The organism is Thalassotalea insulae, from assembly GCF_030161395.1.
Lineage (GTDB): Bacteria > Pseudomonadota > Gammaproteobacteria > Enterobacterales > Alteromonadaceae > Thalassotalea_E > Thalassotalea_E insulae.
Map to the genome: position 1 here is coordinate 2,858,626 of NZ_BSST01000001.1, position 23,094 is coordinate 2,881,719.

Annotated in this window: 22 protein-coding genes and 1 riboswitch; of the genes, 15 read left to right on the forward strand and 7 right to left on the reverse strand. The window is 41.0% G+C overall.

All coding sequences use genetic code 11. The annotated features are described in order from the left end of the window. Nucleotides 1–12: 12 nt before the first annotated feature. From QQK06_RS12955 to QQK06_RS12965, 3 genes are read right to left on the reverse strand one after another with little or no spacing between them, the layout of a single operon-like run. A complete protein-coding gene (locus QQK06_RS12955; protein ID WP_284245132.1) occupies nt 13–1,392 on the reverse strand; it encodes a sigma 54-interacting transcriptional regulator in 1,380 nt (459 codons plus the stop codon). Between the two features lie 13 nt (nt 1,393–1,405). Continuing rightward, nucleotides 1,406–1,951 carry a hypothetical protein gene (locus QQK06_RS12960; RefSeq protein ID WP_284245133.1) on the reverse strand — a complete coding sequence of 182 codons (546 nt, stop codon included), beginning with the start codon at nt 1,949–1,951 and terminating at the stop codon, nt 1,406–1,408. A gap of 13 nt (nt 1,952–1,964) precedes the next feature. Next, the gene (locus QQK06_RS12965) at nt 1,965–3,440 is read right to left on the reverse strand and encodes a sensor histidine kinase (RefSeq protein ID WP_284245135.1); all 1,476 of its coding nucleotides are present in this window, start codon (nt 3,438–3,440) and stop codon (nt 1,965–1,967) included. A 360-nt stretch (nt 3,441–3,800) separates the two neighbouring features. Between QQK06_RS12965 and QQK06_RS12970 the strand changes: the two genes are divergently transcribed. Beyond that, a complete protein-coding gene (locus tag QQK06_RS12970) occupies nt 3,801–4,115 on the forward strand; it encodes a hypothetical protein (RefSeq protein ID WP_284245137.1) in 315 nt (104 codons plus the stop codon). A gap of 78 nt (nt 4,116–4,193) precedes the next feature. After that, nucleotides 4,194–4,520, forward strand: coding sequence for a hypothetical protein (locus QQK06_RS12975; protein ID WP_284245139.1), 327 nt, complete (start codon nt 4,194–4,196; stop codon nt 4,518–4,520). 21 nt (nt 4,521–4,541) lie between these two features. Here the strand turns inward: QQK06_RS12975 and QQK06_RS12980 are convergent, their stop codons facing one another. After that, nucleotides 4,542–5,666: an ABC transporter substrate-binding protein gene (locus tag QQK06_RS12980; protein WP_284245140.1), complete on the reverse strand. Its 1,125-nt coding sequence runs from the start codon at nt 5,664–5,666 to the stop codon at nt 4,542–4,544. A 373-nt stretch (nt 5,667–6,039) separates the two neighbouring features. Beyond that, nucleotides 6,040–6,263: riboswitch (cobalamin riboswitch) on the forward strand. Between the two features lie 106 nt (nt 6,264–6,369). Here QQK06_RS12980 and QQK06_RS12985 point away from each other — a divergent pair. The 13 genes from QQK06_RS12985 to QQK06_RS13045 all read left to right on the forward strand — a co-directional run bounded on the left by QQK06_RS12985 (nt 6,370) and on the right by QQK06_RS13045 (nt 20,825). Continuing rightward, complete coding sequence (locus tag QQK06_RS12985) at nt 6,370–7,164, forward strand: ABC transporter ATP-binding protein (protein WP_284245141.1); 795 nt, start codon at nt 6,370–6,372, stop codon at nt 7,162–7,164. Then, nucleotides 7,157–8,143 (forward strand): FecCD family ABC transporter permease, encoded by a 987-nt coding sequence (locus QQK06_RS12990; RefSeq protein WP_284245142.1) that lies wholly within the window; start codon nt 7,157–7,159, stop codon nt 8,141–8,143. The genes QQK06_RS12985 and QQK06_RS12990 overlap by 8 nt, the downstream gene beginning before the upstream one ends. 4 nt (nt 8,144–8,147) lie before the next feature. Beyond that, complete coding sequence (cobT, locus tag QQK06_RS12995; protein ID WP_284245143.1) at nt 8,148–9,227, forward strand: nicotinate-nucleotide--dimethylbenzimidazole phosphoribosyltransferase; 1,080 nt, start codon at nt 8,148–8,150, stop codon at nt 9,225–9,227. Then, nucleotides 9,227–10,054 carry an adenosylcobinamide-GDP ribazoletransferase gene (locus QQK06_RS13000; RefSeq protein ID WP_284245144.1) on the forward strand — a complete coding sequence of 276 codons (828 nt, stop codon included), beginning with the start codon at nt 9,227–9,229 and terminating at the stop codon, nt 10,052–10,054. The genes cobT and QQK06_RS13000 overlap by 1 nt, the downstream gene beginning before the upstream one ends. Beyond that, nucleotides 10,054–10,638 (forward strand): bifunctional adenosylcobinamide kinase/adenosylcobinamide-phosphate guanylyltransferase, encoded by a 585-nt coding sequence (cobU, locus tag QQK06_RS13005; RefSeq protein WP_284245145.1) that lies wholly within the window; start codon nt 10,054–10,056, stop codon nt 10,636–10,638. The genes QQK06_RS13000 and cobU overlap by 1 nt, the downstream gene beginning before the upstream one ends. Beyond that, nucleotides 10,631–11,335, forward strand: a complete 705-nt coding sequence (gene cobC / locus QQK06_RS13010) for an alpha-ribazole phosphatase family protein (protein WP_284245146.1) — start codon at nt 10,631–10,633, stop codon at nt 11,333–11,335. Before cobU ends, cobC begins: the two co-directional genes overlap by 8 nt. Then, nucleotides 11,332–12,813 carry a cobyric acid synthase gene (locus tag QQK06_RS13015; protein WP_284245147.1) on the forward strand — a complete coding sequence of 494 codons (1,482 nt, stop codon included), beginning with the start codon at nt 11,332–11,334 and terminating at the stop codon, nt 12,811–12,813. Before cobC ends, QQK06_RS13015 begins: the two co-directional genes overlap by 4 nt. After that, complete coding sequence (cobO, locus tag QQK06_RS13020; RefSeq protein WP_284245148.1) at nt 12,810–13,412, forward strand: cob(I)yrinic acid a,c-diamide adenosyltransferase; 603 nt, start codon at nt 12,810–12,812, stop codon at nt 13,410–13,412. The genes QQK06_RS13015 and cobO overlap by 4 nt, the downstream gene beginning before the upstream one ends. 2 nt (nt 13,413–13,414) lie before the next feature. Beyond that, entirely contained in the window at nt 13,415–14,263 is an 849-nt protein-coding gene (locus tag QQK06_RS13025) for a cobalamin-binding protein (protein ID WP_284245149.1), read from the forward strand. A 245-nt stretch (nt 14,264–14,508) separates the two neighbouring features. Continuing rightward, nucleotides 14,509–16,401, forward strand: coding sequence for a diguanylate cyclase (locus QQK06_RS13030; RefSeq protein WP_284245151.1), 1,893 nt, complete (start codon nt 14,509–14,511; stop codon nt 16,399–16,401). Nucleotides 16,402–16,414: 13 nt separating this feature from the next. Beyond that, on the forward strand, nt 16,415–17,542 hold the full coding sequence (locus QQK06_RS13035) for a hypothetical protein (RefSeq protein ID WP_284245152.1): 1,128 nt from the start codon (nt 16,415–16,417) through the stop codon (nt 17,540–17,542). 18 nt (nt 17,543–17,560) lie between these two features. Further along, nucleotides 17,561–19,699 carry a 5-histidylcysteine sulfoxide synthase gene (ovoA, locus tag QQK06_RS13040; protein WP_284245153.1) on the forward strand — a complete coding sequence of 713 codons (2,139 nt, stop codon included), beginning with the start codon at nt 17,561–17,563 and terminating at the stop codon, nt 19,697–19,699. Beyond that, nucleotides 19,689–20,825 carry an aminotransferase class I/II-fold pyridoxal phosphate-dependent enzyme gene (locus tag QQK06_RS13045; protein WP_284245154.1) on the forward strand — a complete coding sequence of 379 codons (1,137 nt, stop codon included), beginning with the start codon at nt 19,689–19,691 and terminating at the stop codon, nt 20,823–20,825. Before ovoA ends, QQK06_RS13045 begins: the two co-directional genes overlap by 11 nt. Before the next feature lie 23 nt (nt 20,826–20,848). Here the strand turns inward: QQK06_RS13045 and trhA are convergent, their stop codons facing one another. The 3 genes from trhA to QQK06_RS13060 form a co-directional block, all read right to left on the reverse strand. After that, nucleotides 20,849–21,478 carry a PAQR family membrane homeostasis protein TrhA gene (gene trhA, locus QQK06_RS13050; protein WP_284245155.1) on the reverse strand — a complete coding sequence of 210 codons (630 nt, stop codon included), beginning with the start codon at nt 21,476–21,478 and terminating at the stop codon, nt 20,849–20,851. A 128-nt stretch (nt 21,479–21,606) separates the two neighbouring features. After that, the gene (locus tag QQK06_RS13055; protein WP_284245156.1) at nt 21,607–21,825 is read right to left on the reverse strand and encodes an EF-hand domain-containing protein; all 219 of its coding nucleotides are present in this window, start codon (nt 21,823–21,825) and stop codon (nt 21,607–21,609) included. 402 nt (nt 21,826–22,227) lie between these two features. Further along, nucleotides 22,228–23,091, reverse strand: a complete 864-nt coding sequence (locus tag QQK06_RS13060) for a PhzF family phenazine biosynthesis protein (protein WP_284245157.1) — start codon at nt 23,089–23,091, stop codon at nt 22,228–22,230. Nucleotides 23,092–23,094 lie beyond the last annotated feature (3 nt).

Here is a 23,094-nt window from a genome sequence, read left to right on the forward strand (position 1 = left end):
TTCTCATATGGGTTAATCCGCTTTTTCTTCGCGAAACGCTTCGGCATTTAAATGGTGTTTGTTTAGTAGCTTATAAAATTCAGTTCGGTTACGTTGGGCGATTTTAGCCGCTTGTGAAACATTACCTGCGGTAATATTAAGTAATTTGGCCAGGTAATCACGTTCAAAGTGATCGCGTGCTTCTTGAAATGATGGCAATTGCGCGGTTTTATCTCTTAATGCATTGCGAATTTGTGCTTCACTGATCATTGATTCACTCGATAGGGCGATGCTTTGTTCGACAATATTTTGTAATTGTCGAATATTACCAGGCCAAGGGGCACTGATCAGCAGTTCCATCGCTTCTTTGGAAAAGCCTTTGACCTGATGATTTGATTGTTTTTTCGATTGGGCTAAAAAATGTTGTGCTAATAATGGGATGTCTTCTCGACGATCCGCTAACGGTGGAAGTTCCAGTTCAACGACATTTAATCGGTAGTAAAGATCTTCTCTAAATGTTTGATTAACGATGGCCTTTTGTAAATTTTGATGAGTAGCTGAAATGATCCTGACATCAACTTTTACCGAATCTGTACTGCCTAATGGCCGAATTTCCTTTTCCTGTAATGCCCGTAGCAGTTTGACCTGAAAACTCATTGGCATATCACCAACCTCGTCTAAAAATAAGGTGCCGCCGTTGGTTGCTTCAAACAAACCTATATGGTTTTTTTCCGCGCCGGTAAATGCACCTTTTTTATGGCCAAATAACTCAGACTCTAACAGTTGCTCTGGAATCGCAGCACAGTTAATGGCGGTAAAAGGCTTGTCACATCTATCACTTGCCTGATGGATCGCTTTGGCTAATAATTCTTTACCAGTACCGCTTTGGCTTTGGATCAGTAAGCTAAAATCACTTTTTGCTACTTGTTTGGCTTGTTGTAGCAGTGCAGACATGATTGCACTGCGGCTAATGATACTTTCTCGCCATTGCTCGTTACCTGTCTGGTGTTGAGATAAATGAGTATGAGGTTGCAATCGAATTGCTTGTTCGACAGTGTCGAGAAGTTCCTGACTTTCAAACGGCTTTGTCAAAAAGCTGAATACGCCTTGTTTAGTCGCATTAATAGCATCTGGGATGGTGCCATGTGCAGTCATAATGATCACTGGCAAATTAGGATATGACAGGCGAATCTTTTCAAATAATGCCATGCCGTCCATACCGTCCATTCTAAGATCGCTGATCACTAATTGTGGCTGTAAACTTTTTAACATGCCTAATGCCTGTTTGGCGTTTTCAGCGGAGCTCACTTGATAGCCGGCAGCAGCAAGACGAATGCCTAATAACCTCAGCAAACTTGGGTCGTCATCAACAATTAAAATTTGTTCTTGGTCGGATAAAGTTGTCGTTGTCATATTTATTGCCGCTTTACTGTTCGTTTTCTATGGTTAATTCGATGCGCTTTAGTTGATTTATTTGTTGTTGTAATTTATCGATAGTTGTTTGTTTTTCTTCAATCACTTGCTGCTGCTGTATTGAATGTTCCTGCTGTTTTTGTTTACTCAATAACAGCTTGTTAGACGCTAAAATATATTGATTAAGTTGATCTCTTAATAAGCTTAACAGGGCAAAATCATGAGCGGTTAGCTGCTGTGCGGCTCGTTCACTGGTAAAATTATTTAACATGGTTTTGGCTGTATAAGGGTTATATACCGGTGACGTTGTTAAGGCGTGCAATAAAATAAGATTGATTTTTGCTTGTTCAAATCCTGCTTGATAATTTTGTTGCTGTTGGCTGATTTCCTGACGTAGCTCTTCTGTTGTCAGCGTTTTGATCCACAAATAATAATCACTGGCGACATTATTATTCTGTGCTGGCGTGGTTAATTGGCAGGCGGTTAACAGCATACTGAAGCTCAGAGAGACGAATATTTGCTTCGCGTTTTTTGTTTTACTAAATCTTGAAAAAGTCATGCTATTCACTTATTTAGGGATTAACTGGCAAGGCTAATTGTATCGTTAAGCCGTGCTCAGGTGGTGACAAATTGGCGATATTGATATCACCATCTAATCGCATTAATAATTCTTTAACTATGGTTAACCCTAGTCCACTACTTTTAATAGGGGATTGCTCAGGTGTAGGACCATGATAAAAGGCCTCAAATACTTTTTGCTGTAATTCCGGTTCAATGCCTGGCCCTTGATCTGTGATGCTAATAACTACTTGCTGCTGTTGTGCTTGAGCTGTAATGGTGATTTCACCATTTATTGGTGAGTACTTGATGGCATTTGACAGTAAGTTATCTAAGATCACAGACAATTGCTTACTGTTGGTTTTTAATGTCAGTGCTTGGCATTCAGTAGAAATTTTTAGTTGTTTACTTTGAATGTCTAATTGCCTGAGTTTAAGACATTGTGTTAGCAGGTTAGTAAAGTTTACTTGTTGTGCATCTTGTAAGCTGGTGGAGTCGAGCACAATATTGAAATCCAGTAAGTCTTCGATTAATTGTTGTAGTCGTGAAACACTGAGTTTGATGATATTAGTCACTTCCTGCTGCTCAGCATTTAAGCTACCAACACTGTTATCATAAAGTAATTCTGTTCCTTCTCGAATCGCTGCCAGTGGTGTTTTAAGCTCGTGGGAAATATGGCGAATAAAACTCGATTTTTGTAATTCGAGTGAATGTAGTCGGCTGCGCATGAGCTCGAGAGCGTCAGCAATTTCTTTAATTTCTTTCGTGCCTTTAAAGCTAATCTTATCTTCAAAATGTCCCTGTTCTAAACGTTTTATTTTGCTGGAAAGCTGTCGTAATGGTCTTAATATTAGTAGTGCAAAAATAACGGCTAACAGCACAGAAAAAGGAATGATTGCTAAGCTTTGCCAAATAGTGGTGGTCACCTTATCTGCTGAACTTTGCATGTATTCCACCTGCTGGTTGATTAGCTGGTCGCTGAGTAGTTCGATTTGCTGCATATCCTGGCTGATGCTTTTAAATTTTTGTTCAATGTCCGACAGTGTTTGTTGTTGATTGGCTTTTTCGCTCAGCAGCTTATCTATGGCCTTGATGTGACTAATAATTTGAGTACTTAAGCGATTAAGTTCTGCTTGTTGGTATTGAGCTGCTTTATTTGTCAGCAATTCGGTAAAGTCCGATTTATTTTCCTGGTAGAAGGTCAACAACCCTGATTCTTGGAGTACGATGTACTGGCCGGCAAAGCGTTGCATTTTGTTGGCTGACGCACTGAGTTGACGATTAGTTTCTACTAATTCAGCAACATTGAAAATGGCCTGGCTGCCTTGTTGTGCGAGATGGTTTACCTGGCTGGAACTGTACAGTAGTGCGATGATCAACGGTAGCAATACTAGACTAAAGCCCAATAATGTTAAGGTTTTTATTGATAAACCTCTTAAAAACAGCACGTTAATATAGTGAGTAATAATGTTTTTGAATGAACCGCTCACAAGCAAGTTGTTTCCTGAATGAAAATGAAAAGTTAGCAGCTTCTTTTTTACGGTATTTTCTTGTTAATAACAACACTGTCTCTATCTGGAGACAGTGTTTTTTTTATGGTGTTTCTCTTTTAAGTTTTTGATAAATAAGTAGGTTTTTATCCGTGCGTTTAAATGTTAGCGGATTATTTTCTTTTTACTTATTTTGTTGTTGCTAATTGGCGACAGTATTTTAAATGGATTAAATGAAAATTTTGATAAATTCCAATCAAAACAATAGGTTAAAAACATGGTACACCCTGTGCTTTGTTGTGGTGAAGCTAAAATATTTGGCTAGGTTTTAATCTATTAAATTTCAATAAGGAATCCATAATGGAAGCAATTAGTATAAAAAAAGTGACGGCAGTAGTAGCTATTTCTATTATCGGTGCGCTGGCGGTTGATGCTAGTGCAAATGAAGCGAAAGTTGTGCCGGTTAAAGCGGAAACGTTAACTTCTCAAGTAGGCGAGTTTTCGGCGTTAATTAAACAGTTTGATAAAGACAGTAACGGCTTATTAAGTGAAGAAGAATTAAAATCGTCTAAAAAATCGGCGTTAGTTAGTGCGTTCACTAAAATTGATAAAAATGCTGACCTTGGTGTTAGTGAAGAAGAATTTAATCAATATTTAGCATTAGCTAGCAAGTAAATAATCTCTGTATATTTCTCCCTATCTTTGTCGGTTACACTCCCAGCCTGTAACCGACCTTTTTTTAAGGTATTAGCAATGACAACCATGCCCCGTTATATTGAATTAGGTGACTGGATTTTTGAAATCAAATCGGTAAGAGCAATAAGAACAAAACGCTATGGTGATCAATATAGTGCAATAGCTAACTTTAACGTTAATGGAGATAACGTTTATGTCGATGGGTTAATGACTCGAGAACAAGAACAGTTTACTGGACAAGATTTTCAGGTATTTAAAGAGTTTTGTCGTCAGTTAGGTGCTAAGCAAGCACATTTTGACCGTTTTAAACACGGTAAACTAATCTCGCAGAAAGTGATGATTGAACAACCTGAACCTCAAACGATTTTACAGTTGGTAAAGTAATTCTTTGTGATGCTTTGTCGGTCACTCTTTTGCTGTGTGAGCTACTTTTCGGGGGAATTGGGCTAGCATATTGTTAACCGTCAATGCCGGGGCATGTGGATTTTTTGATAGAAGAAATTGGCTAAAATTTATTTTGCTCCATTGTTGTTCAACAAAAAATTGCTTGAACTGAGCAACATTACTACTATCGATGATCTCATACTGATGAACAACGGATGGTAAAAAGCGGTTAATGCCTTGCTGCAAATCAATAATCTTCACTAATGCATTGGCGACCATAAACAGGTGGCCACCCACTGAGGCCGTAATATCTCCTTGTTCAATTTTCTCTAGTGCTTGTGGTAACCAGTCGAAGCCACCAATTATAATAGGTGAGGATGAACTTTTCTGATGTAAACGTAATAGTTCCAATGCCAGTTGATCCCCAACACACCAATAGATGTTTGCTTTTGGGTAGCGCTTTTTAATCATAGGTAAGCGTTCAGTAATTAACAATGGATTCCAATACATTGGAAATATTTGTTCAACGAATATGCCTTGTTCTGGTGGGGAGTTTTTTAGTTGTTCGAGTGCGTACTGACGAGCGGAGCCCACTTCATCAAAATCACCACCGATGCCAACAATATGAATTTCTTGGTTTGATTGTTGTTGTTTGTACGCGCTAATTAATGCGTTAAGTAGTAATTTTCCACCCGTCTTGTTGTCATAATTGATTTGCCCAATCCAATATTGGTATTTCTCCTGAGGGTCTCCGAGTCGTTGTCGAATATCACCGTGAAAAGCTTGTTCTAATGTAATGAAAGGAATTTTGGCGTGTTCTAATAGTTTAAATATTGCTTCAGTATTACCTAAGAAAGGTCTGAAAATAAGATAATCAGGATGGTTCCTACTATTGATTACCTGGTGAATGGTTTCTTTTAAGGCAAAGCGATTCGGATCAGTATTAATAAGCTTGAGTTTTATATTGAGGCTGTCGGCTGCTGCTTGGCTGATTTGCGCTACACGTTGCCAAAATATTGGGCCTTTCTGATCGGGAATGATAAAGGTGACTTGAGGAGACGTAGCATAGCTGTATGAGCAAATACTAAGAAAGCATATCAGCGATAATACAATTGAGTAATTTTTTATCACAATATTATTGGGCAAAACAGTACTGTTAAGTTGTCTTTAGATTAAGTAAACATCAAAATCCATAAATTAACAAATTAGTACTTTATTAGAGAGAGCAACTTATTCGAACTTTTGGGTTCTTAATTGCGGTAGGTTCTATCAGTTATTGTGCTTATATTACTCCAGATAAAGGGGGGAGCAAACAACATGCCTATCATAGGAGAGTTTCCCATTACTTTACTCAGTGAAGTTTGCATTAACATAGAGCCGACAAATGTTGCATAAGTAATGATGTTTATCAAACGGCTTGAATAGTAAAACCTCGCCATTTAGACGAGGTTTTTTATCGCCGAAATACATTTTAGACGTCTATATAGCTAAACTATAGCAGTCTATAAATTACTGTGCTAAAGTAGCGCGAATTTCTGGTGTTTGTTTAGTGTGACTAAACAACTTAAAAGGGAATGTGGTGCGTATCCATTGGCTGATGAGCTTAAGATATTAGTCCACAACTGTTCCCGCAACTGTAAGTAGAGCTGAATTTATTATCCACTGGCCTGATTGTTAGGCTGGGAAGGTCAAATTTGGGATATCTCTATAAGTCAGGAGACCTGCCAGAATGAAAGACAAATAAACCGTGCGGGTAACATGGTGGCTATATTCTTAAGTGATAGTTAACGCTATTACTGTTTAATATTTCCTTTCCTGCCGCACTCATATTGTTGTTGATGTGGTTCTTATGACAGCTGTTCAAATACAAGCACAAAATATTAACTGGCAAATCGATGGTAAAACCATAGTGGAAGATGTCAGTTTTACAGTCGCGAAAAATGAAACTTTTGGTATTGTCGGGCCTAATGGTGCCGGAAAAACTTCGCTGTTAAAGTGTTTGTATCAGGAGTACCCGTTATCTTCCGGTCAGGTGTTACTCGATGGTATGCCATTAGATTTGTTCGATCGTAGAGAAGTGGCGCAAAAAATTGCAGTGGTCAGTCAGTTGCACGAAGCTGTCTTTAACTTGACGGTACTGGATATCGTTAATATGGGGCTGATCCCTTATAAAACTTTATTTGCCAGAAATACGGATCAAGATCGTCAGTTAATTGCACAGGCGCTAACGACCGTCGACTTATTAGATAAACAGCATCAGGTATTTAATACTTTATCTGGTGGGGAACAGCAACGCTGTTTAATCGCCCGTGCTATTGTGCAGCGTCCTCAGGTGTTGATCATGGACGAACCCACGAATCACCTCGATGTTTTTTATCAGCATCAAATTTTATCCATGGTAAAAAAACTAGGGCTAACATTGATCATGACCATTCATGATTTGAATTTGGCGGCGCAATATTGCGATAGGTTACTGCTGCTATCAGGCGGTCAGGTGCTAGCATGTGATACGCCAGATATCGTGCTGCAAGCGTCACGGTTAAAAGAAGTTTTTCATCTTGATTGTTTAGTGGATCGTAATCCGTTGACCGAAAAAGTGCGTGTGACCTATGCAATGATTGACGAGGAAGCGAACCATGAATAGTACTAAGTATTACTCGCGCTTTGCTATTATCGCCGTATTAGTGCTTGGCTCATTCGTTGCTTCTATGGGCTTTGGCACCGCAGAGCTTGATTTTGCTAATGTCTGGCAGTGTTTATCTGACCAGTGCCAACGACCCATTTATCACACTATTTTGCTCGAAATTCGTTTTCCACGAATAATCATGGGCTTTCTTGCTGGATTTGCTTTAGCGGCTGCTGGGGCCTTGATGCAAAATGTTACTCGCAATCCATTAGCCGATCCTTACTTGTTTGGTATTGTTGCTGGTGCAGGGTTAGGGGCGACTATTTCAGGTTTACTACCTCAATATTTACAGGCATTTTCATTGCCATTAGCGGCATTTTTAGGGGCGTTATTTGCGGTAGCAATTGTCGTAGTGATTATAATGAATAATAACTGGCGCCGAGTGGAACATTTGCTATTGGCCGGGGTGGCGGTGTCGTTTTTGCTAAGTTCTATTACTAGCTTTATTCTCTATTTTGGTGAAGCATTTGCTAGCAATCGGGTGATTTTCTGGATGATGGGATCGTTAGCTCGAGCGGATTATCAGGCGCTTGCCTGGATTGTTCCGGTGGTTTTATCTTGTACTTTGATTGCGTTGTTATTTGCTCGTCAGCTTGACGCCTTGCTGTTAAGTGATGAAAGTGCCCGCACGCTTGGAATTAATGTCGCCAAATTAAGGTTAATGGCGCTAGTGATCTGTGCAGCAATGACAGCGGTGATTGTTTCTTATTGTGGCGGTATTGGTTTTGTTGGCTTAATGATCCCTCATATTGTTCGTCCCTTTATCGGTAAAACTACAGCAAAATTATTAATTTGCTCTGGCTTAGTCGGTGGTTGCTTTTTGATCTGGGTTGATGTCATTGCACGTACTGTGGTGGCAGGACAAGAAATACCTATTGGTGTGATCACATCAGTTATTGGTAGTGTTTTCTTTCTAATTATAATGCGTAGGATGTGAGTAAGTGTTTACTATTGATTCGTTAGTGTCACCTAAATCGAGTGCTTTTTTGCACGCGATACAAGATAAAATTATTAATAAAACTAAACCACCAGGCTCACTGGGTTTATTAGAGCAAGTGGCACAACAATTGGCGTTAATTCAAAGTGTCGCTAGTGGAGAGTTTTGCCAGCGTATTGAAATTAACCAGCCAACTGCGATAGTTTTTGCTGGGGATCATGGCATTGCTCAGCAAAATGTCAGCATAGCACCCAGTGATGTTACTCGGCAGATGGTCTTAAACTTTCTCCAAGGGGGCGCGGCGATTAACTGCTTTTGCCGCGATAATAATATCGCGTTGAAAGTGGTAGATGCAGGTATTCAAACTCCTTTAACCGTCAAAGAAAAATCGTTATCGGCAGATTTTATTGAGCAGCGTTTAGGCGCAGGCACTGAGGATATCAGTCAACGGGCGGCGATGACGATGGCGCAAGTGGAGCAAGGGATTGCTTATGGTCAGCAGATAGTATCGTCGATTCGAACAACTGGTTGTAATCTGCTGATTTTTGGTGAAATGGGCATAGCCAATACCAGCGCGGCTTCAGCAATCTATATCGCATTAACCGGGGAAAATGTACAAGATAGTGTTGGCCAGGGCACCGGTATTAGCTCAGAACAGTTAACCCGAAAAAAAGCATTGGTTGCTCAGGCAGTCGAACGGGCACAACAAGCAGTAGAGACGTTTGAGCCTATGGATGTTTTAGCTGAGCTTGGCGGCTTTGAAATTGTGCAGATTGTTGGCGCTATGTTAGCAGCGGCACAGGCTAAGATGGTGATTTTAGTTGATGGCTTTATTGTTACCAGTGCGGCATTAGTCGCTGCAAAACTGTATCCTGAGGTCAGTGATTATTTTATTTTTGCGCACCAGTCGAATGAGCTGGCGCATAAAAAGATGTTGGCTTACTTTAACGTGACGCCTTTATTATCATTAGATTTGCGCTTAGGTGAAGGTACTGGCGCTGCATTGGCACTGCCATTAGTACAAGCGGCCGCTAGTTTTTACAATGAAATGGCAAGTTTTGAAAGTGCCGGAGTGACTGTTTAATGGCGGTGCTGTTAAGTCGTCGACGGCAAGTAGAAATCAGACGGCAATGGCAGTTATTGTGCTTGGCGATAATGTTTTTTACCCGCTTACCAGTCGGTGGTGGGCTGATTTATTCTGAACAGCGAATGAATCAGGCTAATCGTTATTTTTCGCTTGTTGGCTTATTGTTAGGTTTGCTGGTGGCATTTAGCTATCAACTATTGGCTATGTTGTTTCCGATAGCGTTAGCGCTGGTATTAACCTTGATCATTAGTGTTTTACTTACCGGGGCATTTCATGAAGACGGGTTAGCGGATATGGCAGACGGTATTGGTGGCGGTTATAGTCCACAGGCAAGACTTACTATTATGAAAGACAGCCGCATAGGGACCTTTGGCGCTATTAGCTTATTACTGGCATTGGCGCTGAAATTCGTATTGTGGCTTAATCTAGCTCAGCAGACGCTTTTACTTCCTAGTGTCATTGTCGCTTATTCGTTATCACGTGCACTGGCCGCCAGCTTTATTTATAACACCCCTTACGTCAGTGATACTAAGCTAAGTAAAAGCAAGCCGTTGGCTACTAAGCAAAGTCAGCAAGAGTTAGTTATTTTATTTTCTGTCGCGCTAATCTCTGCCGTTATTTTATTTAATAATATCGTCGGGTTTTATTGGTTACTGGTAAAACTGGTACTAATTTTAATGCTCTTTCGAGGGATTTTTCGTCGCTGGTTAATTGCGCGCCTCGGCGGTTTTACCGGTGATTGTTTGGGGGCAGCGCAACAGTTAAGTGAGTTATTGATTTATCTGGTTGTTGTCAGTCATCTATTTACCCAAGGATCGAGCTAATGTTGCATTTAGTCTTGGGCGGCGCTCGCTCAGGTAAGTCGTCGTTTGCCGAAAAATCAGTGCTGGCGCAATTATCCGCTGGACAAGTGCCCATCTATATTGCGACAGCTGAACCATTAGACCGTGGCATGAAACAGCGTATTGCACACCATCAAAAGTTACGCCAGCATCAGGCATGGCAGTTGATTGAATGCCCAAAGGCATTGGAGCAACCATTAGCAGAACTAGTGGTGGGGGATGTGATCTTAATTGACTGTTTAACCTTATGGCTCAGTAATCAACTAAGCACGGCGTTATTGAGGCAAAAGCGAACACAAGCTGAAAATGCTCAGTATTTAGGTGACTATTTACATCAACAGGTGGCAAGTTTAGTACAGCTATTAAGTCAACATCCTGCCAATATTACTTTAGTCTCTAATGAAATAGGGCTTGGGGTTGTGCCTATGGGGCAGGAAACCCGTGTTTTTGTTGATCATCAAGGCTGGATGAATCAAGCCTTGGCACAAGTGGCTGATAAAGTAACACTAGTAACCGCTGGTATTCCTTTAGCTTTAAAAGGTGACGGAGCTGTTACCAATGGCTAAGATTTATTTATTGCGCCATGGCGAAGTGTCGGGGCCAGCAGCTTTATATGGACACACAGATGTCGCGGTAAGCGCTGAGGTTAATGCCGCTATCTGCCGATTATTAGCAGGTCATACATTCAATATTAGCCGGATATTTTGCTCTCCACTGCAGCGTTGTCTGCGTTTAGCTCAATTATTAACTGCGCATTATCATTGTGCATTAAGCGAAGACAGCCGGCTAAAGGAAATGAATTTTGGTTGTTATGATGGCGTTGCTTTTGATGAACTTTATCAAGAACACAAAGCATGGCAGGCATTAGAGTTGTTTTGGCAAAATCCGGTGCAGCATCCTCTACCTCAGGCTGAGTTATTAACCGGCTTTTCTTTTCGGGTCATTCAGGCATGGCAGCAGATAGTACAATCCCTTGCGAGAGAGTGTGTAGATAGCGAGTATCTGGTGGTGTGTCATGGTGGCGTTATTCGTATGATCTTGGCACATTTACTCAATGTTGATTACCGTAATCCTGATTGGTATACCCAGCTATCAATTGCAAATGGTAGTTTAACAACTATTGATTATCAGCAAAGTAAATGTCGGGTGAGTAGTATTGCTAAGTCATTATTAATTAATCACGACAATAACAATGAAGAGTCGAATGATGACTTTATCTTTAGTGCTACAGCCCTGGTCGGTAAAAACTTGGAAATGAAATGAGTAATAACACGTTAATGGTGCAGGGCACGACCAGTGATGCTGGCAAAAGCACATTAGTTGCAGCCTTATGTCGGATTTATGCACGACAAGGAGTAAAAGTCGCGCCGTTTAAACCACAAAATATGGCATTAAACAGTGCTGTTACTCCCGATGGCGGTGAGATCGGCCGCGCACAGGCGGTGCAAGCGCAGGCAGCTAACGTGCCGTTATCGGTTGATTTTAATCCAGTGTTACTAAAACCTCAGTCAGATAAAAATGCTCAGGTGATCATCCATGGCAAAGTATTTTCCAGTATGGATGCACAGAATTATCATGATTATAAAAAAATCGCCTTGGATGCAGTAATAAGCTCGCATCAGCGTTTGCAGGAAAATTATCAACGAATCGTCGTTGAAGGGGCAGGCAGCCCAGCAGAAATTAATTTACGCGCCGGTGATATTGCGAATATGGGCTTTGCTGAACAAGTTGATTGCCCGGTGATTATTATTGCTGATATCGATAAAGGCGGTGTTTTTGCTCATTTAGTTGGCACGTTGGCACTGCTCAGTGAATCAGAACAGGCACGAGTTGTTGGCTTTGTTATTAACCGTTTTCGCGGTGATATTAAATTACTGGAGCCAGGGCTTGAGTGGCTGGAACAACATACTGGCAAACCGGTTTTTGGAGTATTACCTTACATTCATGGTTTACATATTGCGGCGGAAGATGCGGTTGCGGTGCAGCAGCAAGTGACAGATGCAAAGTTAAAAGTGATAGTGCCGGTGACACCGCGTATGAGTAATCATAATGATTTTGATGCGCTGCGGGTTCATCCACAAATCGATTTACAATTTATTTATGCCTCTCAGTTGCAGCAAACTGAGTTGCCGGCTGCTGACTTGATCATTTTAGCGGGTAGTAAAAATACTCGCGATGATCTGGCGTTTATCAAGGCACAGGGCTGGGATAGTCAGATTAACAGACATTTACGTTATGGCGGTAAAGTCTTTGGCATTTGTGGTGGCTATCAAATGTTAGGCACGCTTATCAATGATCCATTGGGGATCGAAGGTGAATCTGGTGTTAGCCAAGGTTTGGCGCTTTTGCCAATCTCTACAGAATTAGCGCGGGATAAAACTTTAACGAATCAGCAAGGGATGCTGAGCTTAAATGGCAAAAGCGTTGCCGTGAGCGGTTATGAAATTCATGTTGGGCAAACGCAAAAAGACGAAAGCTTAGCGGCTATTGTCAATATTAACGGTCAATTACAGGGAGCGGTTAGTGACGATCAGCAAGTGGCAGGTTGCTATTTGCATGGCCTGTTTGACAGTGCTCAGGCGGTGGAGTTATTAGCAAATTGGTGTCATAGCGAGTTAAGCGAGCATGTAGAGTTTAGCCAAGTACAGGAACGCGCAATTGATACTTTAGCTGATGTTTGCCAACAGCATTTAGATTTAACTAAATTAGAACAAATAATGAATAATTGGAGTAACAGATGAACGAACAAGAAAAACAACAAAAGCATCAGCAGCGTCAGCAAAAAATCAAAGAAAAAGTCGATCAACGCATCGCAGCGGCAACCGATGATAAAGGCTTATTGTTAGTGATCACAGGTAACGGTAAGGGTAAGTCGACCTCGGGGTTTGGTGTCGTGACCCGCTCGGTTGGTCATGGGTTAAAAGCGGCAGTGTGCCAATTTATTAAAGGTACCTGGGATTGTGGTGAGCGTAATTTATTGGAAAAAATGGGCGTACCATTTTACGTGATGAAAACGGGCTTTACTTGGGAAACGCAAAATAAAGAGCAAGATATTGCGGCTGCGGAATTAGTGTGGCAAGAGGCGAAAAAATTGCTTCAGGACCCGAGTATTAATACCGTGTTACTGGATGAATTAACTTATATGCTTAGCTATCGGTATTTAGATATTGATGAAGTACTATCAACAATCGCCAATCGCCCCGAAGGTCAGCATGTCGTGGTGACTGGCAGGGCAGCGCACAGACGTTTGATTGAAATGGCAGATACGGTGTCCGAAGTGCAATCAATTAAGCACGCATTTGAGGCGGGTATTAAAGTACAAAAAGGCATTGATTGGTAATCATGATGAATTGGAAAACATGTCTTTTCATTTGCCTAGGGATGATGATGCCATCATCTCAATCGTTAGCGAATGAGCAAACGTTGTCAGCTCAGCGCATTATTGCACTGGCTCCTCATATTGTCGAAGTGTTATTTGACATTGGTGCGGGTGAGCAAATTGTTGGTACCACCGAACATTCAGATTACCCGGAAGCTGCAAAAGCTATCCCACGTATCGGCAACTATGCTCGTCTTAATATTGAACAAGTGTTGGCAAGTGATCCTGATTTGATCATTGCCTGGCGTGGCGGTAATCCAACGGATGATCTAGATCGTTTGGAAAAGCTTGGGCTTAACATTGTTTACTCTGAGCCTGAAAGTATAGAAGATGTTGCTAAAGAATTGCAATATTTTGGTCAACTCACCGGACACCAAGATCAGGCGCAGCAACAGGCACAGAAGTTTTTACAGCGCTTACAGCAGTTAAAACAACAATATCAGGATAAATCAGCCATTAGTGTGTTTTATGAGTTATGGCCAAGACCGTTAACTACCGTGGCAAATAATGCCTGGCCACAGCAGCAACTAGCGGTTTGTCAGGCATCTAATCCCTTTATTGACAGCCCCAGTGATTATCCACAAATTAATGTTGAACAAGTGGTATTGAATGCGCCGCAAATAATCATTCAACCAGATTCGAGCAGTATGAAATCTCCGGACAGTATTGACTGGCAACAATGGCAAGCGATCCCTGCGGTGAAAAACAATGCCTTTATTCGTCCCAATGCGGATAAGTTATTACGGATGACTGCGCGTTCGTTAGATGAGTTAATTGTGCTTTGTCAGCAAATTGATAAATTCAGACGCTAATGACTCTGATATGGTAATAAATAGGTTGCAACTGGTAGCGCTGTACTGTTTGGGTCAATGCCTAAGTTGAGTCATGGCGTAGAAGTACCTTGATTCACTTTGGAGAGTAAAATGTTATAGGGTTTGAGCAAAGGGGAATTATCTAGGCGTTGAAAACATCTTAAATGTTAATTGCTTAATACTAAGCTATTGCGGATAATAAATATTGTTCAAGGTGAAATATGCAAGGATGTCCCTAGTTGCAATTGACGAAAGTAATCATAATTTTTATTACTTTGTTATTAAGCGTTAGCCATAAGGCTGGCGCTGAACAGGTGTCGCTGCAAAAGCAACAAGTGATGACGTTGCATCAGGTGTCGACAGAAAAACAGCTGTTTTCTGAGCCTTGGTCTTTCTATCAGAAATTACTCGCTTCTCAAAAGCAGTTTCCCGAACTCGCTAATGAAGAAAAACTTTGGCTATTAGTGCGTCGTGCACAGTGTGAAAATTTATTGTATTTTTACGATAAATTTGCCGATACCACGCAAGAGCTAAAAGCGTTAGTTAATGACAATACAAATATTATCGTTCAGGCTTATTTAGCGTATTACCAAGGGGTGATAAAGCAGCGCGACGGTGATTATCAAGGCTCTCGGGTGTACTTTAAGCAAACTATGGCGTTGACCAAGCAAGTGGATCGCCATCTTTATGTGACCGCTAAATTAGAGCTTGCTTATACTCACAGTTTGTCCGAATTATTCGATACTTCATTAGCGGATATGCAGGAAGCTTATATTGAAGCCTTTGCCTTAAATGATAACTTTTTAATTGCCACTATCAATGAAACCTATGGCGCAATATATGGTTATATGAGACAAAATGAGAAGTCATTAGAGTATTATCAAAAAGCGTTAGATAGTTATGAAAAGCTCGGTTACAAAGCCCATATTGCCGAAGCGATTTACGGTATTGCGACTACATACCGTTATTGGAAAAAATATGATTTAGCGGTAGAAAACTTTAAGCTTTATCAAAAAAAAATAACTTATACACCGAACACTAATATTATCTATTTTGCCTCTTATGGTTTGGGGATGACCTTAGCTGAGCAGGGTAACTGTCACGCGGCATTAGTTGAAATTGAGCGGGCGTTTATTCACGATGGTTTAGATGATTTTGATGCGGAACTTTATAAGCGTAAAGCGAGCTGTTTAATTCAGTTGCAACGGTTAGATGAAGCTGAGCAGGCGTTAAATAATGCCCGTGCTTTATTTCAGAAAATACCTGAATTGCTTGGGACTGCCTGGCACTTAGAAGTTGATAAAATTGCTGGTAAATTAGCTTACGCTAAGCAAGATTACCAAGTGGCCTATCAGTTATTAGCCACTTATTATCAAAAATATACCGATATTTTAATTGAAAACTCTTCCGCTCGGGTGGCATCAATCCGCGCGTCAATGGAAATTGAACGTCAGGAAGTAGAGCAGGCACTTTCTAAACAGCGTATTAGGGCGGAAAAGCTTGCATTTAAAACGCAGGAGCAAGAAACGTTACAGCATAGATATTTTATCATCTTTCTACTCATATTATTGTTGATAGTATTTGCTATAGTGGTTTATCAACATCGCACCAATCGTAAAATATTTGAACTGTCGATCGTTGACTCCTTATCTGGTTTATATAACCGTCGCTATATTTTTGAGCATTTAGATAAGCAAATCAGTCGAACTAGTGCCGATAAAGGCACACTTTCGATTATCTTATTCGATATTGATGATTTTAAGCGGATCAATGATTGTTACGGTCATCCAAGTGGTGATTTAGTGATCGAGCAAATTGCAAAAATTACCATAGAAACTTTGCGGACAGAAGATGTCAGTGGCCGAATTGGTGGTGAAGAATTTTTAGCTATCTTACCAAGAACAGATCTTGAGCAAGGGGAGATTATTGCTGAGCGACTTCGTGAGAATATAAATAATCATCAGTTTATGACCGAAGATGGACATAGGATGTCAATTAGTGCCAGCTTTGGTGTCGCGCAATTAACGCTAGAGCTAAATGACTCTAAGAGTTTCTATGCTGTTGTTGACGAAGCCCTCTATCTTGCCAAAGCGCAAGGAAAAAATTGTGTGATGTCAGCGCGCAATAATATTAATTAACCATAGTCGTTTAATGCCCAAGATGCTGAACTCGCTTGCTAAATCTGTGATCTTGCTATTACAAAACCATATTTCCCGTTTAGGTTATACCCCTGTCATTCATTTTGAGTGGGAAGGTTGTTATCGCAGTCATAATGGTAGTAAGGCGGTTAATTTTTCCCAAATTAATCAACGATTACAACAAATGGACATTGGCGGTAAGCTGATCCCTGAATACTGGGCTCATCAATGGGAATATGTTTCCTTGTTTAACGGTCAGTCTCCGTTAATGGAAGCTGAGTATTTAACGCAAGCGATGACATGTTTACCGAAATTATTTGCCGAACAGGGAATCGAACAAACTTTGATCAAGCCGGTGGTGTGGGCGGGGGATAAAGGTAAGCTAGCACAAGGTTGTGAAAATATATTTAGTGATGATGGGCGGGCTGTTCATATTCCAAATGCTATTCAAATGAATATTAGTGTCAATAATGCTCTCGGGAAAAATATTGTTACTGATGGCGGGTTTGGTGAGTATTTGCAATATTGTTTTTTACGCTCAAGTTTGGCCTGTAGCTTACTTTATTTACCGGAAGAAGAAGCATTTGAGCGCTTTGCGCTTAAGAGTAAATATGGCTTGGCAGATGAGTTATGTTCTCCTTCTGATATTTCTGGCGGTCATCAGGGCAGTGTTGCACTCTATAAAAAATACGGCAAACATAACCAGAGCATGGGGGAAACACCTTTGGTCTATGATCATCTTCACCAGGTGATTGTTAGTGAGCACTTATGGCAGCAAACAGCGCGTATAGAGCATCGGTTGGGAGCCTCCAGTGTCTTTTATAATCCTTATATTAATGTCATCTACGCCTTAGTTAATATCATTGATGCGCTGCAGGCCTATAAGGAAACGAGTTGCCAAGCGCTGACTCCAGAAGTATTTGAGCCAATTGCTTTGCCTCTTTCTTTGTATTGTCAGCAAGATGCTCCTGGTGCAATAACGCTGTTTGCACAGGATAACTGGTTTGCGGATGCAATTGATAAGGTCGAGCAAAGTGAAATGCAGAGCAGTGACAATTCTCAGCAACCAGGTAGTATGGTAGGAACGCGATTAAAGTCAGCGATTTTAGATCGGTATCAGCGGCCAAAAATAATAATCTAGTAGTAAAAAGTAAGCGTGATGAAAAATTTAATAAAGCAACAGAAAACGCCATTATTGACAGGCAGTTCGGTAGACGAAAAACGTCAGCAGCTGAAACAGTATTTTATTAATAGCTGGCAAAGCTATGAATCATTGTTTGCCTTAATTAATGCCGATGAAGCGTTCTATTTACGGCCTGAGCCGCTGCGTCATCCATTGATTTTTTATTATGGTCATACTGCGACGTTTTATATCAATAAGTTAATGTTGGGCAAATACATCAGTAAGCGTCTAGATCCGGCATTAGAAGCTATTTGCGCGGTCGGGGTTGACGAAATGAGCTGGGATGATCTGGATAGCCGTCATTATGACTGGCCTAGCGTCCAGACGGTGCGAGATTATCGCCAACAAGTTTTTCAGTTAATTGTCGGCATGATTGATACCATGGAGCTGAGCTTACCGATCAGACAAGACTCTCTAGCTTGGGTGTTTTTAATGGGCTGTGAGCACGAACGTATTCACCTGGAAACCTCGTCAGTGATCATGCGGATGTTACCACTAGACTACTTAACTGCCAGTGAGCAGTGGCTAGCCTGTGATGAGGTTGCTCAAGCGCCGGAAAATAAATTACTGCCGATTGCCGGGCAAAAAATCGAACTTGGCAAGGCAGAGTCAGACCCTACTTACGGTTGGGATAATGAGTACGGTCAGTTAAGCGTAGAAGTTAAAGACTTTAATGTTAGCCAGTATCTGGTGTCTAATCAGGAATTTTTAGCCTTTGTTGATGCCGGTGGTTACCAACAGCAGCAATATTGGACGGAAGAAGGTCAGCAATGGTTAGCATATAAAAAGTCGACGATGCCAAGGTTTTGGTTGAAAATAAATGGAGAATATTTTCAACGTAATTTGCTTAACGAAATACCATTGCCGTTAAACTGGCCGGTGGAAGTTAATTATTTAGAAGCGAAAGCGTTTTGCAACTGGAAAGCAAAGCAAGAGCGAAAGAATATCCGATTGCCGACTGAAGCCGAGTGGTACTGTTTACGTCAGCAGATCAGCGAAGATCTAGTGGATTGGCATGAAGCACCAGGAAATATTAACCTAGAGTTTTACGCGTCCTCGTGTCCAGTTAATCGTTTTTCTCATCAGGGGATATACGATATTTGTGGTAATGTTTGGCAGTGGACTGAGTCGGCAATCGATGGTTTTAATGGCTTTAGTGTCCATCCGTTATACGATGATTTTTCGACACCGACCTTTGATGGTAAGCACAATTTGATTAAGGGAGGATCGTGGATTTCTACTGGCAATGAAGCGATAAAATCATCTCGTTACGCGTTTCGTCGTCATTTTTATCAGCATGCTGGCTTTCGCTATATTGAAAGTGAACAGCAGCAAGTTCCGGTCACTGCAGTGAATTGTTATGAAACTGATGCTGATCTCTGTCAGCAATTGGCCTTACATTATCAGCCGTATTTGTCAAAAGCTACAGATGCGAAGCCAGAAAATTTTCCTCAAAAATTGGCCCATTTTGTTCGGCAAGTGACAAAACAGTATGCACCTGCAAATAATAAATTACTCAACTTAGGCTGTTCAGTTGGCGCAACCGCATTTGAATTATCCCCTGATTTTGCATATATCGATGGCGTCGATTTTTCTGCCCGCTTTATCCAATATGGCGTCAAGTTGCAGCAAGGGGAATCATTACGTTACCAAAGTGTCGAACAAGGAGATATTGTTCATTTTAATGAAGTCAACGCTGAGCAAGTAATGGCTGATTATCGGAGTAATATATTATTTAGCCAAGGGGATGCGGTTAACTTAAAACCAATTTTTAACGATTATGACGTTATTATTTTGCAGCAGGTGTTAGAGCAAAGTTATGACCCGAAAAAAGTGCTGGCGACCATTAAACAACGGCTCAATAAGCAAGGTTTATTAATAATTGCCTCCGATTATGTGTTTGATCCTAATATTGCAGATAAGGCAAAGTGGCTTGGTGGTATTAAGGTTAATGGTGAAAATGTCACGGGTTTTGATGGCTTAATTCAGGCGTTAGCTGATAGTTTTATTCTGCGTGAACAACAGGATATCCCTTTAGCGTTCAAGCTAAACCATCGGCAAACTTTGGCTAAACTATTGGATGTCACTGTGTGGCAGCTAAAAGATGACGATTAATCAGCCAGCGTTGCCAAAACACTTAGCTTTTGTACAGCGCTTATCGACGCCGGTTAGCGACAGTTTAAGTAATTCTTGTGGTCAAGCATTGTCGCTTGATGAGTTGGCTGAGCTAACCGAGCAGGATTTTTCAGCGCTAAATGAGATTAAACTTAGCTACGCATCACTACGTGGCAGTGAGCGATTACGCGAGCAAATTGCTTACTTTCATCAAGCACTGAATCATCATCAATTTCAGTTAACAGCCGAGCACGTGTTAACCTTTTGTGGAGCACAGGAAGCGCTTGCTGCACTGTATCAGTTATTGTTGCAACCGGGAGATGAAGTCGTCGTTGTCACCCCTAATTATCCGAGCTTAAGCCAAATGGCGGAGCAAGCAGGCTGTGTGGTTAAAGCGATAGCCTTGTCCCCAGATAGAGCTTGGCAACTGACTTTGGCCGATTTTCAACAAGTGGTTAATCATAAAACGAAACTTATCTTAATAAATTCTCCTCATAACCCCAGTGGTCAGGTGATTGATAGCAAGCTAGCGGATGACATTTTGCTTATAGCACAACAATATAACTGTTATTTAATTGCCGATGATGTCAGTCAGGCAACGAATTATTACCAGCTAAATTTATCACATCGTTTTCTCGATTATCAGAAAGCCGTGGTGGTGTCTGTGATGTCGAAAAGCTTTGGTCTTGCGGGTATCCGTCTCGGTTGGGTGCTCTCTCGTAATAAAGAGTTACTGAATCGCTTATTGGCACTTAAAAGTTATAGTTCAATTTGCTGCTCGCTACTTGATGAAACTGTTGCGACAATGGTGCTAAGTAAGGCTGATAAAATTATTGCTAGCAATAACCAGATAGTGAAAAACAATATTGTATTGTTTGAACAGTTGGTGAGCCAGTTGCCAGAAAAGCTGGCCTGGTGCCCACCACAGGCAGGCATCTTAGCGTTAGTAGAAGTCAAAGGTATTGATAATATTGAAAGCTGGGCACAAGCACTTGCTCAGACGACAGGCATACTCGCGTTACCGGGGACACTGTTTGGCTTAATCGGGCCATATTTTCGCCTCGGTTTAGGGCAAAAGGAATTTGCGCCGTTATTAGCACGTTTTGCGAATTACTTAACCGATTAACCTAAGTGAAACCTTATAAAGCGCTAGACATAAAACCACATTAAGAAGAAATGACAGCAGGCACCGGCAAATACAAACAAGTGCCAGATGGCATGATTGAATGGAATTTTATGGTTGAGATAGAAGATAACGCCAAACGCATAAAATCCACCGCCTAAGCACAGTAGGAATAATCCGTAGCCGGGCAAAGCCAAATATAGTTGCTGAAGGCAAAATAAAGCAATAAAGCCTAGGCCGAGATAGCTACTTACGGAGATCAGCTTATTGTGATTTTTTACCGTAATTTTGTAAACGATGCCAGCGATAGCGAAGAACCATATCAGCACTAGCATGATGTAGCCCAATTGATTATCTAATGCCAGTAGCATTAACGGGGTATAAGTACCTGCGATTAATAAGTAGATGGCGCAATGGTCGAACAATTTAAATAGTTGTTTTGCTTTCGGGGTAACTAATGCGTGATAAAGGGTAGAAGAGAGAAATAATAATACCAAGCTGGCACCATAAATGGCAAAACTGGTGACTCGCAGTACATCTTGTTGTTGGACCGCATAAAATACCAATAAAGTTAACCCTGCAACACTTAACAGTGTGGCAATGCCATGGCTCACGGCATTGGCAATTTCTTCAGCTAAGCTGTATTGGGAGATCACAGTAGAAAAATTCCGGCTTACAAGTGTATGCTGAAATGTTAGCAGAACTGTGCTGGATTAGATAGAGGTTGGACCAGAAAAAAAGAGCCACGAGGACTCTTTTTTATCTTATCGATTATTAGGGCGGTTTATAGCGCGAGTTCTATCACCATCTCTTTTAACTCTTCTTTTGAGATAGAGTTATCATGGTTAGTATCAAAGCGTTTGAAAATTGATTCGCACATTCGAATACCTTTATCTTGAAGTAAGCAATCAATTAGTTCGACAAATTCACTGCGATTGATCACGCCGTCTTTGTCTTCATCGAATACTTCAAACAATTCATCTACCCACTGATTCAATTCCATCAGTCATCCCTTTTAAAATTACATCTTAATAAGACTTTATCCCTAAATGAATGAGTTGTGAATGTTTAATTTACGTTTTTCAGAAATTTTCTTATTGGCTGAGCATTATTATTTTGCTTTTTGCTGGATTCATTTATTAATCGCTTGACAGTGTATATGATATACAATATATTTTTCTGGGTTGGTGATATGAACTTTTGATATTTATCATTGATTAACATGTTTTGAATGTGAGTACTAATACCAAGTTAAGAGATTAACCAAATTGGTATAATGCCAGCATTCACCTTGGTTCGTTTAATAAGGCAGGATACCCCTATTGTTTTGTCTTATAACGAAGTAGCTTGAATACTTTGTCGTATTTAGCTTTTAAGCCACTGTTCTCCCACAGTGGCTTTTTTTTTAAGTGCAGATTATATGGGATGTGATTAGTTGTGCATAACCGGCAACTTTTACTTCAGTGATTTGTTGGTGCTCAGCCGTAATACTTGCTTTAATGGTTGACGGGCAGTTCATTGCTCGCCCCTGTTCAAAGAGATAATGTGAGCCGTCGATTAACTGGTGCTTAAATAAATAACTGGCTAACGCGCCACAGGCGCTACCGGTGGCAGACTCTTCATTGATGCCGACAGCTGGCGCAAAATTACGGCAACTGGCAGTAAAGGAGCTATCTACGGGGGCCAGTTCAAAAGCGTGGTAGCCTATTACCTGATATTGCTCTGAGAGCTTTGTTATGGCGGCAAAGTTAGGAGTTATTTTGGCTAAATAGCCAGGTGGTAAAGGGATGATGATATCACTGAGGCCAGTAGAGACGATTTCTAGCGGGTATGCTAAGGCATTGATAACGTCCGGACTAATGTTGAGTGATGCTGCAACTGCTTCTGCAGGTACTTTGGTGATAAATTGTGGTAATGTCTGCTGCATTTCAACTAAGCCATCAGGATAAACTGTAACCGCTAATTTGCCCGCTTTGGTACGTTGGCGATAACTTGCGGCTGAAATGATATTTTGCTGAAACAACAGATAAAAGCTAGCTAGTGTTGCGTGACCACAAAAGTCAACTTCACTGTTAGGGGTAAAAAAGCGAATATGAAAATCACATTCATCATCTTTACTGATAAAGGCGGTTTCGGAAAAGCCAAGTGTTTTTGCAATAGTCTGCATTTGCTGAGGGGATAATTTATCTGCATTTAGCACGACCCCTGCGGGATTACCACCTTGTCCCTGATTGGTAAATGCATCAACTTGGTATGCCTTTAGTGTCATTCG